This window comes from Paenibacillus sp. J31P190 (genome assembly GCF_059692075.1).
The window spans coordinates 616,268-628,247 of record NZ_JCAUAS010000003.1 but is presented as its reverse complement, the minus strand read 5'-3'; the positions used below and the strand labels follow the sequence as shown (position 1 = coordinate 628,247).

12 protein-coding genes and 1 pseudogene are annotated in these 11,980 nt (G+C 41.3%); 11 read left to right on the top strand and 2 right to left on the bottom strand.

Annotated features, from left to right (window positions below):
• Positions 1 to 245 precede the first annotated feature (245 nt).
• Positions 246 to 1,510 (bottom strand): annotated as a pseudogene (locus AC58U0_RS09950) (IS110 family RNA-guided transposase).
• Between the two features lie 252 nt (positions 1,511 to 1,762).
• Between AC58U0_RS09950 and AC58U0_RS09945 the strand changes: the two are divergent.
• The 4 genes from AC58U0_RS09945 to AC58U0_RS09930 all read left to right on the top strand — a co-directional run bounded on the left by AC58U0_RS09945 (position 1,763) and on the right by AC58U0_RS09930 (position 4,417).
• On the top strand, positions 1,763 to 2,257 hold the full coding sequence (locus AC58U0_RS09945) for a hypothetical protein (protein ID WP_497378833.1): 495 nt from the start codon (positions 1,763 to 1,765) through the stop codon (positions 2,255 to 2,257).
• A gap of 248 nt (positions 2,258 to 2,505) precedes the next feature.
• A complete protein-coding gene (locus AC58U0_RS09940; RefSeq protein WP_497378832.1) occupies positions 2,506 to 2,721 on the top strand; it encodes a hypothetical protein in 216 nt (71 codons plus the stop codon).
• A gap of 237 nt (positions 2,722 to 2,958) precedes the next feature.
• Positions 2,959 to 3,915, top strand: coding sequence for a sigma-70 family RNA polymerase sigma factor (locus AC58U0_RS09935; protein WP_497378831.1), 957 nt, complete (start codon positions 2,959 to 2,961; stop codon positions 3,913 to 3,915).
• 76 nt (positions 3,916 to 3,991) lie between these two features.
• Positions 3,992 to 4,417 (top strand): SRPBCC family protein, encoded by a 426-nt coding sequence (locus tag AC58U0_RS09930; protein WP_028548475.1) that lies wholly within the window; start codon positions 3,992 to 3,994, stop codon positions 4,415 to 4,417.
• Positions 4,418 to 4,496: 79 nt separating this feature from the next.
• Here AC58U0_RS09930 and AC58U0_RS09925 read toward each other — a convergent pair whose 3' ends face one another.
• The gene (locus tag AC58U0_RS09925; RefSeq protein ID WP_007729208.1) at positions 4,497 to 4,913 is read right to left on the bottom strand and encodes a VOC family protein; all 417 of its coding nucleotides are present in this window, start codon (positions 4,911 to 4,913) and stop codon (positions 4,497 to 4,499) included.
• Between the two features lie 443 nt (positions 4,914 to 5,356).
• On the opposite strand from AC58U0_RS09925, the gene AC58U0_RS09920 reads away from it, so the two are divergent.
• The 7 genes from AC58U0_RS09920 (at position 5,357) to AC58U0_RS09890 (ending at position 11,649) form a co-directional block, all read left to right on the top strand.
• Positions 5,357 to 6,166: a hypothetical protein gene (locus tag AC58U0_RS09920; RefSeq protein ID WP_497378830.1), complete on the top strand. Its 810-nt coding sequence runs from the start codon at positions 5,357 to 5,359 to the stop codon at positions 6,164 to 6,166.
• Positions 6,167 to 6,371: 205 nt separating this feature from the next.
• A complete protein-coding gene (locus AC58U0_RS09915) occupies positions 6,372 to 7,049 on the top strand; it encodes a GNAT family N-acetyltransferase (protein ID WP_497378829.1) in 678 nt (225 codons plus the stop codon).
• 219 nt (positions 7,050 to 7,268) lie between these two features.
• Complete coding sequence (locus tag AC58U0_RS09910; RefSeq protein ID WP_497378828.1) at positions 7,269 to 7,850, top strand: hypothetical protein; 582 nt, start codon at positions 7,269 to 7,271, stop codon at positions 7,848 to 7,850.
• A gap of 228 nt (positions 7,851 to 8,078) precedes the next feature.
• A complete protein-coding gene (locus AC58U0_RS09905) occupies positions 8,079 to 8,471 on the top strand; it encodes a hypothetical protein (RefSeq protein ID WP_497378827.1) in 393 nt (130 codons plus the stop codon).
• 279 nt (positions 8,472 to 8,750) lie between these two features.
• A complete protein-coding gene (locus AC58U0_RS09900; protein WP_497378826.1) occupies positions 8,751 to 9,521 on the top strand; it encodes a hypothetical protein in 771 nt (256 codons plus the stop codon).
• Positions 9,522 to 10,184: 663 nt separating this feature from the next.
• A complete protein-coding gene (locus AC58U0_RS09895; protein WP_497378825.1) occupies positions 10,185 to 10,688 on the top strand; it encodes a VanZ family protein in 504 nt (167 codons plus the stop codon).
• A 193-nt stretch (positions 10,689 to 10,881) separates the two neighbouring features.
• On the top strand, positions 10,882 to 11,649 hold the full coding sequence (locus tag AC58U0_RS09890; protein ID WP_497378824.1) for a nucleotidyltransferase domain-containing protein: 768 nt from the start codon (positions 10,882 to 10,884) through the stop codon (positions 11,647 to 11,649).
• Positions 11,650 to 11,980 lie beyond the last annotated feature (331 nt).

Genomic DNA, 11,980 nt, shown 5'->3' with positions numbered 1-11,980 from the left:
GTCCTCCTAGATAGTGAATTTTAGGGTTATGACCCTGTGCATAATTCCATCTTACGGGGGCGCTTCACTTTTTTCAAAGCGGAAAATTAACGCTCTACAGGAATGCTTCGTCACACATATCTAAGGGGTGGAGGTCGGTCTTTCTAACGGAACGGGTCTGAGCCCTTTTGCGTAATGTATCCCGATACTCCGTGCTTTCTTTTGTCATCCTGCGAATACACCAAATCACGTAGAATGTGCTTGGATTAAGCGGCTAAAGTAAAGACTTTATTGGGGTTGTAGACTTCATTCTGCGTGTCAAACCGACTAAAAGGCGGGCCAGCTTGCCGATTAGCTTCATAATAGACTTCATTTTTTTAAGTTTCTTAACCTCGACATTTTGTTGATGTATCGCCTTAAACTCAGGGTTCGTCATAACCATACACATCGTGATTAAATAGAGGAAGTGCCTAAGACGTGGGCGGCCCCGTTTACTTAGTTCCATTTGACCCTTCCATTTTCCAGAGCTCGCTTCAGCTAAATTTAAACCTGCGTGACGCAATAGAGAATTCCCGTGAGCATACCCGCTAAGGTCACCTGACTCTCCTAGAACGCCTGCTAAAGCAATAGCACTTATGCCAGTAATGGCAAGGATTTTGCCTGTATAGGGGATCCGTTCGAGAACGCTTTTGACCTCATCTTCAATCTTCTGAAGCTGTTTATTCGCTAAGTCGTATTCCTCAAGAAGATGTTCAAGGTGGAGTTTGTAAGCGTGTGTTGCTTGTTTGGAACCAACAGTTCGCTTGGCAAGATCGATGAGCGACTGAGCTCTACGTACACCTGAGTGCCGTTTCATGGAATTCTTCCATCCTGCAATAACATCAGCTGTATTTAGCTTACATAAATCCTCGGGGAGAGGAAACAGTCGAAGAGTTGCCAAAGCACCCTTACAAGTTAAGATCTTAAAGACTTGCCTTAGTTCAGGAAACACAATGTCGACCCAACGATGGATCTGATTCACCGCACTTACAAGCCGTTTAACGACGGTTTCTCGATTTGCCATTAGGACCCGCAGTTCTTCGTATTCTGTGGAATGGAAGCGGACAGGGGAATAGTAGCCGTTTTTCATCATATCTGCGATAACGAGCGCATCCTTTTTGTCACTTTTAGATGGTGTATTGTCGCGGTTTTCCTTGTTCTTTTTAACTAAGTGAGGGTTAACGAGTACTGCTTCAATTGCTTTTTCCTTCAGCCAATGGGCGAGGCTGAACCAGTAGTGTCCTGTGGGCTCCATACCGACGATTACCTCAACTAACTTGTACGAGGCTAACAAGTCACTAATCCAGCGAGAGAGAGATGTGAAACCCGACTCATCATTACTAAATTCCAATGGATTACCAAGAGCAATGCCGCGGAAGTTAACAGCTCTAGCAACATGAGTCTCCTGAGCGATATCTACACCAACAACAAGGTGATTAGCGGTAATGTTTTCAATGAGTTGATTTTGCTTTGCTTGTGCTTTAAACTTCATAGTAAAGCGACCTCCTGATGTGGGATTTTAAGGGCTGTAGACCCGTTGTATACTCCCATCGTACAGAGGCGCTCTTTTTTATTCAAATTCCAAATTATTCGTTCCACAGGAATTCTAACGGATAACGTTACTTAAATTGGGATCGCCGGCTGCCGCGTGGTAACTCTTACTCCATAAAGGATTTTATAATCAAATGTCGAAATTATTAAAATAATTTTCTAATCAATATCGACTTGAGGTAGGTGTAGTTATATGTTTCAGGAATGGTATGATTCTCTTGAAGGTGAGAAAAAGGTTAAGGCTGATGATTTAATTGAGAAGTTCACTGCTTTAGGTTGTCCAGATCCACTTAATTGGACAAGATCAGAACTTGAAGAAAATAATCCATCACTTGCAGAATTCCGATTCTTAGCATTTCTAAAGAAATCTCTTACTTATTATGATCAAAATCAAGAATCAATTGTTCAGGGGTTATCCGAACGGGGCATGCCATTAATCAAAAATACCATAAAGAAAATGGTAGATGCAGGCATTCCAAATAATGAAATAACAACACTATTAAAATACTATACATACGCTGGCATGTCAGAAGTATTTGACAGACTTGAACATTATTACACAGATAACTTGCCTGATTATCCTACCTGGGTAATGCAAGAGACTGATCCTAACGGTGAACCAACGGGAAGACCGATGTATGGTCTTTATGGAAATCAATGGTTCCTTGAGCCTCACAACGATAAATAATGTTAACTATCTATTAATACTCAATACACTTGGGATTCAACTAACGAGAGTACTATAGCGTCATCACTTCAGGCTGCCGGTATTTATTGGCGGCCTATTGAAGTAACGGGCAGTAGAGCGTGGTAGGAGTTTGTGTTCCATCGCGGTTTGAAGCGATACGAAACATATAAATTCCAACATATGGTATAATGGGGGGCGGTAGTATATTGATGAGAGAGCAATTTTATGGATAGGAGGGCGTTCAAGCATTGAAGAATATTAAGTTAAGGACAGCTTGGATAATACCTAACATATTTATGTATATTGCTTTTGTAGTGATTGGTGTATTTGTACTTATTAATGCTTCGGCATTGAATGACATTAATCGTATGGGTATATGGATTGTAATAATGATATTGCTACTTTTTGTTGCTCTTTTTGGTACTTTTAGAATTATATCATGGATAAAACAAGGGAAAATATAGATAAAACATGGATTTCATTCAACTATCGGGCAGGATAGCTCCAGTATTCAGGTCCTGGCGTGAGGTATTGCGAATTATTTCTAAAGTATAGACAAGGGTTAATTTATTGGTTATTGAATTATTAGTACGATCGTGCTAAGTTTTTATCCATGAGTACTAAATTCGGATTGAGGCTGTCCGCTTCATTGCATATAATGAAGGTACCACCCTTCGGGGAGATCGTTAAGGGAGGCCGCGATGAACGAGACCGCATTTGACGAACCATTATTTGCAAGCTTGAAGCCGGGCTTAACCTCGTTCTGTTACCGAATGCTAGGCTCCATGGACGATGCGGACGATGCCGTTCAGGAGACGAGTATTCGGGTCTGGCAGAGCTGGAGCACGTTCAGACAGGATTCCTCGTTCAAAACTTGGGTCTATCGGATTGCCTCCAACCTGTGCTTGGACAAGCTGAGACAATCCAAACGCCGCGCGCTTCCCGTTGACCTGTTCGACCCGGCCGTCGCCATCGTCGAGCCGCGCGACACGCTGCCGGACTCTGCCTGGATCTGGCCGTCTCCCGACTTTGGGAGCAATCCGGAGGATCGGCTCGTCCGCAGAGATACCCTTCAACTGTGCTTCATCGCTCTCCTGCAAACCTTGCCTCCGCGGCAGCGCGCGGTACTCATTTTGAAGGATGTATTTGAATGGTCCTCCAAGCAGATCGCGGAAACGTTGGCGATGTCGCCGGCAGCGGTGAACAGCGCCTTGCAAAGAGCCCGAGAGACGATGGACCGGGCGCAGCTTCGCTCGGATGAGCTCAGCAGCATGGACGTTCAACCGGAGCAGCAGCTGCTGTCCCGGTATGTGGAGGCCTTCGAGCAATTCGATATTGCTGCACTCGTCGCGTTGTTCCACGAGGAAGGCTGCATGTCGATGCCGCCCTTCGAGATGTGGATCCGCGGCAAGGAAGATTTGTCCGCCTTCTATTCGCTTACTCGCTGGCATTGCGAAGGTTCGCGATTTGTGCCCATTACGGTGAATGGCGGTTATCCGGCGTTGGCCCAGTATATGCCGGGCAAAGAGGGCTCTGGCCTGGTACCCTGGGGCATCCACGTCATCGAAACCAAAGAAAATCAAATCCTGCACGTTCAAAACTTCATTCATACGCCATTATTTTCGCGATTTGGGCTGCCTGAGCGAATTGACCAATGAATTTCGTCATTGGCTTACGTCTATATCATTGAGAATAACCAAACGACGAATATCATGAGAGAGGTGTCTATTTAAAATGGAAACGAGTCAACCGACGAAAGTAACCGTGCAAGCCGTCATTCAAGCCCCTGTCGAGAAGGTATGGCGCTATTGGACCGAGCCGGATCACATCACGAAGTGGAATCAAGCGTCCGAGGACTGGCATGCGCCGAGAGCCGAAAACGATCTGCGGGTCGGCGGCAAGTTTCTGACACGGATGGAAGCGAAGGATGGCAGCATGGGCTTTGATTTTGGCGGCGTCTACGATGTCGTGAATCGGCATGAGGCGATCGGCTACACCATGGAAGACGGAAGAAGAGTGGATATTGCTTTCGTCGATCAAGGGAATGAGACGAAGGTCATTGAAACGTTCGACGCGGAAAGCTCCAATCCCGTCGAGTTCCAGCAAGCAGGCTGGCAAGCGATCATGGACAATTTCAAAGCCTATACCGAACAAAACTAATCATCGCGAAGAAGACGACGGGGAAGATGCCCGGCGTCTTTCTTTTTGAACCCTAGTACGAGCGTGCTCTCCGTTAGCCTTAACCTTGTGCCGCATCCATGTTCATGTAGTTAATGGCCCACAGATGGCCGTCCAAATCCACGAAGCCCCAATGATACATGAACCCATGATCTTCAGGTTCAGCGTGCAATTTCCCGCCCAAGGAGACCGCGGTATTCACGATTTCATCGACCTTTTCCCGGCTCTCGAAGGCCAATGCGATCGTCATCTGCGCATACTTGCTCGTATCGACGGATTCCTTCTCCGTGAGCGTATTAAAGAATGCTTGATTGATCAGCATGACCTGCAGGTTGTCGCCGATCACGATGGCTACCGAATTCTCGTTCTCGGGGAATTGCGGGTTGAGCTCGAATCCGAGTCCGGTGAAGAACGCTTTCGATTGTTCTACGTTTTTTACAGGCAGGTTGAAGCTCGTGAATGCGGACGTTAATGCCATTTTCAAAACACCTCTTCGTCAAATTAGTTTGTGTTCATTTATGCCTTCGTTTATATAGACGACAGCCGATCCGGGAATTCATCGGTCTCATGGATTCGGAAGCGTAAATTTTGAAAAATAACTTGGTATTTAGTTCGGATACCCGCCATTCCCGTAAGGTTGCTTATTCTTATTATGCAGGTTAAAGATTGAACCTCTCTAAAAAGGAATTCGTCTGAATATATGACAATTAAAGGGTGGGTATCGAGTGACGGAATGAGGAACGGTATGGAAATTAATGATAAAACCGAAGTGCGAAAGAAAAAGTTCGAAACCGTCGCCATTTCAGTATTAGGTTAAATGTCTTTTTCATGCTTACATTTCTCCTGTTCTCTTCACTAATCGTACGTTTTGCTTATCTACAGTTCGTCGAGGGTCCGAGTCTCTAGGAACGCCAGACAAGCATGATCACGAAGGGCGTATCCATCCCGCCCATCCGCGGCAATATTTACGATTCGGCGGGACAGCAGATCGCATATTCGATCTCAACTCAGTCCCTATACTTTACTTTCAAAACAGGCTTTAAGCAAGAAGCGGCGGAGGCGCTGGCTGCAAAACTCGTGCAGCTGTTTAACGAAAAAGGCGAAGCGAATTCCAAGCCGTTGACGACTGAGGAAGTTATCGAGGCTATGGACATCAAAGGCAGAGCGCATCTGCCATTCCAACAACGACGGATCAAATCGGGACTGTCAAAAGAAGAGATCGCCTATCTTAGCGAGCACCGCGACGAGTATCCGGACATGGAGATCGTGGAGGAGCGCATCCGCCAGTACAGTCCCGACCGGGTCGCAGTTCAATTGGTCGGCTATATGAACAAGATGAAGGGAGCCAAGGAGAATCTGGACTTTTACAAAGAAATCAACGCGGATCAATCGGATCCCACGCTTAAGTATTTGGATTCCGAGGAGGTCGGCTACGACGGCATCGAGTTGATGTATCAGAAGGAGATGCGGGGGCTTAACGGTTATAAATCCTATCAAATCGACAGCATGAGCCGGATCGTCGGCGACATGAAGCTGACCAAGCCGGTCAAGGGGCAGAATCTGTATCTAACGATTAATCGCAAGGTGCAGCTCACCGCGCAGCAAGCCATTCTCGGTCAGATCGCGACAACCCGGTTAATTACACAGCCTGCCGGCGAGATCCTGCAGGCTGTTCAGCTAACTGGGAACTTTAGCTCAATAGATATCAGAAGAAGGCTTCCAACGGTATAGAACGGCAGCCTTCTCAGCTTAACGGGCAGGTTAGCGTGGAATACGCGGTGAACTACACCACAAAAAATGGATCGTAAAGAAGACACTACAAACTGGTCTTGTTAAATGATATTCTTGTGACAGAATACTGAGAGAGTGAGTGATGGTTGATGATTATTAAAAACTGGGAAAGGGTGAGTGACTCACAAAAGAGGAGGTAATGGTTTTGTACAATAATGTAGAACTAATGAACATTCAAGCTGGGGTTCTATATGTTCATGATCAAACTGGACGTATCACGATAATAAATGAGCGTGTGTGCCAGCCAGCACCCCGATTTTTTTGGGGGCAAACGGATAATGGCCGAGTAATAAAATTCCGAAACGATGTTTCAAACAACGTAGTCCGTGACACCGTGAAAATAATGGATAGGTATGATCCAACTGAGCAACTGGCCAATGTGATTAGTGTATTAGAAATGGATAAGAAAATTAGCCGAATTTGGATTGGTCCTGCTTACACATTTAATGAAATCGATACGGATTACATTGATGCTACTTTGGTCACCGAGGATAATAAATTCTACTTGGAACATGGATTTTCCTCACTATTGTCGGAACTAGAATTTCGAGAACCTTGTTATATGGTGATGGAAAACAACATGGCGGTATCAGTATGCTTTAGCGCAAGAAGTAGCGACAAAGCTGCTGAGGCTGGTGTGGAGACATTGGAGGGCTATCAAGGAAAAGGATATGCAATTCGTGTAGCTTCTTCCTGGGCACAAGCTATTCGTCAATCTCAAAGAATACCTTTATATAGTACATCATGGGATAATTACTCTTCGCAGTCCGTTGCAAAACGCCTTCAGCTTCACCTTTATGGAACGGATATTTCTATATATTAGGATCTACAAACCGTAGTTTATTTGAAGAATAGATCACACCGCTAATGGATAATAACGTTAGTTGAACGATCCAGAGGGAGCAGTTCTGCTGTGGCAGCTGCTCCCTTTTCGCATTAAAGTAACGGGCAGGATAGTGCGGAAAGATATTTTTTTGAAACATATCGATAGGAGGTTTCGTCTTAAACTTAAAGTACTTCACACATTTAGGGGTTGAGTTGATTGAAGTTTAAAATTTGGATGTCTTTACTTATAGTTAGTCTTATTTTTCTTGTTTCCCCAAAAAATGATGTGAATGCATTATCTTGCGCTAAGGTAGATGGGCATAAGGAGAAAATGGAGACTTTCGGAGGAGCAATATATGGTGAAGTAATTCAGATTAAGGGAGATATCAAGCAAAAGGGTTTTATTGGTCCCAAGGAGTACGTTAAATACATACTGGTTGATGTTGAAAGAAGCTGGAACATTGAGGTCCCCTCACAAATAATTGTGGCAACAGATTATTCTTGGGGATTTCCATTTGAAAAAGGAAAATCATACTTACTTTATGCACAAAATCTCAATGGAGAGTTAGTGAATAGTCCCTGTGGTCCAGTTAAAGAAATACAATCACTTAACCAGATAGACAAGCAATTTGGTGAGGGAATTACTCCAATAAATCAGGTGAATATGGAATTTAAAATGTGGTTTATGACGGATAAGGACTATGATGTTTTGATCTTGGGTGGCATGTTGATATTGTGTCTTCTTGTGACTATATTCTATTTCAAAAGACGCCGAAGAATGAAGGCAAATGATAAATGACATATAATAGGGAAGTGCCTTTTTTGCCCAGTTTCGTACGAAATGTAAACATTGGACTAAGCAAACGCAGAACTATAACTTAATAAACAACTAAGACGCGGCTGCCGGCACTGTCGGCAGCCGCGTTATGCTAACGGGCAGAATTGTACAATTTTTACATTTATAAAGGATATTTAAGGTAGATAGCGAAAAGGGTACATCTTAGAGCTTTCCAAATTGAGGTGAAAAATGTCAAATATTAAATTCTTGAAGATTTGCTCATTAATTTTGCTCATACTCTTATTTTTGTCAGCCTGTCTTAATAAGAATAACATTACTGCAAATGAGCAAGAGGAAGTTAAAGAAACTATTACTAAATATTTAGAAGCCGTTATCAACAAAAATTTTGAGACAGTGTATGACTTAACAGAAAGTAATCAAAAAAAGTACGATTTATTAGATAATTTGAAGGAAAAACAAATGGGTATTAAGAGCCTGGAAATTAGCAATTTAAAACCGTATCACGGGCTTGATTTAAACGATAATACCCCGACCAGATTGTTTAAAGTTGAATTAAACATCACTCCAAATGATTATGGTTCTTGGAATGATGGGATAAATCCACGGTTTATTTGGGGGTAAAAGAAGGTGGTGTATGGAAGATATCTGGTTTTGCCGAATCCCCATCAGGGGAAATAAACGATTATCAAAAAGAACTTCAAGAATCTGCTTTCTCTTTTGGCAGAACGAGAGTTCAATCAACATGAGAAGGCAGTGGACCATATTGGATTAGCTGTCTATTTTCATTAAATTCCAGAATATGGTATATGACAATCTTACTCTGATGATTGGATAATTTTTATTTGATTTAAAGATTTATTGACATTATTGCAAAGGCAGAGTTGCTTAAGGAGGAATCCTGTGAGTATATTGTGGGATAACATTGAAAATATTTATACCCCTTTATCCGAAGAATTAAAAAAGGGAGATCAAGTAATATTGAAGATTCAATTCGATTCTCCAATTGATGAATTTAATAAAGTTATACTCAATAGTTTAATTAATTGGTGGTTTTATCCCTCTAAAGGGAAAAACATCAGACCTTTTAAACAGTTGAAAGTGAGCGTAACCGAGAATTTTTTTGAAGCAAGCATATTAATTCAAAAAAAAGATAAAGAGGTAGATGAATTCAAGCTATTTTGTCAGGATTTACTAGATATTTTGAATACTGATAATATTCATGTGAAGTCGTGGGAAATGAGCAAAGTAGATGCTAGCACTGAAGAAGATGAAACGATGAATGATAACCAAGATATAACTGTTCCCAGTTTGAACAAAATAGAAAGAATTGCCCTGCAATATGATTTTTCTTTAAATATGGATATTGACCCACATAGCGGTTTTGAGATCTACAATGAAAAAACACTGAGTGGATTTTCTTCAATGATGACAGAAGATTTCAGTCTTTTTAGTATAGATGTGTTTAATCCAAGCGATGATGAAATGGTCAATGTTCTTAACGAAATATTGGAGTGTTACAATTTACCAGTCGCACAACTCAAGCCAGATTTCATTAAATTTAACACTGACAAAAGAGAGATCATAACAAATTATAATAATTATTGGGTTCATTATATACCAATGGAAAATGAAGAGAATGTTTTGCTTATGCGTTATAGAAAGTTCGTTTAATTTAAAGGTGGTCTTTAAATGAAAACTTGTGTTAAGGGCGTACTAAGCTAACGGAAACAATAGTTCAATAAAACTGCGAACCAGCGGTCAGTCTAGGACTTTATTTTTCAGTCCATGACTGTCGCTGGTTTTCTTTTTTAGTTAGTCTAATATTAATTATCCGGATTCTGACGGTTTACAATTAAGAAATCCGCATAGGATCAACAAATCCAGTCTAAAACTTTATTATCCTCGGACACTTATTTGTAGTTAAGCTTACGGGGACGATTTATGTCCAAAGCAGTCTGATTCAAAGGTTTTTGAAGTGCGATTACCTACGCAATCATTCATGAATTTAAGAAAAATTTTATAAATACCTTACTTTTTATTTAAACAGTTTTCCTTATCCTAATTGGACGAAGAGGTAAGGATGAAACTGAAATGAAGAAGTAGTTTTTTTGGGTTATCCTCATTTTGCTGCTCAGTTTATAAAGCCCATCACTCCAGAAGCCGTAGTCGATTCGGAAGTGAATCTATCTGTTTCAGCATACGGAGCTGTTTAAGGATATCGTTTGAGTGTTGGCTGATAATCGTCCCTATGAGCTGTCAAGTAACAATATAGATTGTATTATAGTGACCGCAAACCTCGAGCAAGCATAAAACTCAAAAGTGAGGACAAGAAAAATGAAACTAACGAAACTAATGAATCGCATTGTGCTGCCAGCACTGTTTGTCTTGTATATGCTTACTTTATTTAGAATCATTTTATTTAAGTACGGTTCGATTGATACGGACTTTCTGTTGGATCGACTGCAGAAAAATCTAGAGAACCCTAACCCTGAGTATAGTATGCATCGAATGCTGTATGGTAATTTTATTCCGCTTAAAACAATTTCCGTTACCGTTCTAACTCCGTCAATACATGAAGTAATCAATTTGGTCGGGAATATCTTGGCATTTATGCCGTATGGAATTTTTATTGTATTATTGTCTAAAAGCAAAATGATTTCGCTTATTGGAGTATTTATCCAATCACTGGGATTGAGCTTACTCCTGGAATGCTTGCAGGTCTTTTTTTCCATCGGAAATTTTGATGTGGATGATCTGATCCTGAATAGCTTTGGAGGCCTACTGGGGTACGGTATTTTCCGGTTGTATGGCAAGTATGTAGGAATTAAACGATTGTAAGGCTCTTGTCTTAAGTTAATAAACTCACACAGAACGATAGTTAAACATGCGGAGGGTTGCCACATGGCAACCCTGCTCCGTTAACGGGCAGGATAGTTGAATGATTTCGCGAATAACTTAAGTCATGACGAATTTACGAAGTTCGCAAAAAAGACGTTAGCCGAAAGAAGTTCTTAGTTTAGGAGGAGTCTATATGATATTAGAAAAAGTTATAAATAGAATTGTAATACAAAGTGAATATAAGGATTTTGTTGATAAGTATATAGATAATATACTTACCGAATTTAAAGGTAAGATTCATAGCATTTATATGTGTGGCTCGATTCCAAAAGGAACTGCTAAACCTTTTAAGTCAGATGCAGACTTTACTATTGTATGTGTAAATCCCAAAGATATTGATTACGAAAGATTGTCAAATATTAAAGACAGGCTTTTGGAAGAATATCCAGTAGTAACTAAGATTGATACGATAATTTGCTCGATTGACGATGTATTAAGTAAACCAAATGAGTGGGGTTTTTGGGTAAAGATAATTTGTGTTTGCATATATGGTCATGACGTTGGTGAAAAAGTACCACCGATAATTATTTCTCCAGAGTTCATTTTAGACTTAAATACAGAGACCAAGGAGGAAGTAGATCGTATACATAGTTTACTTTCTAATGCTAGTGATAACACAATGAAAACTAGATATATTAAAGGTTACTCTAAGAGATTAATTCGTGCATTATACTCTTTGGTTTTAGAAGATACAGGTGTATGGCATGATGACATTATTAAGATGAAGAATGCCATATTAAACTATTGTGAGATTGACTCCGCTTTAGTTGATTATCTGTATGCTTGTTACTTGGATAGTAATGTACTTGTTGAAGAGTTTCTGGGAATTGCAGATGAAGTATATAGCTATTTTGAGAACGCCTTAAATGCAATGGCTGCTTCCAGAACTTCCTTCGGCTAACACCATATTGACGCTCCGGGTCACTCTGAGAAGCGAGTGACCACATCCAGCCCCCTAAGCCCGTCGGGACGTCACTGCATTAGGTGTTCGGCAAGCCTCACAACTATAAGCAGCGACTCTAATTAAAACATAAGACTATTGAGCTAACGAGGAACGATAGTTGAATAACACACATTAGATGAGCAGGCACTGCGGTGGCCTGCTCATTTTATTAAGCTAGCTGGCAGGGTAGCTTAATAACAAAGGAGAAATTGATTGATAACATCATAAAAGCGAGGACCCCGCGAATTATATCGCAGAGTCCTCTTATAGTGGGAAGCGGTTTATTTCA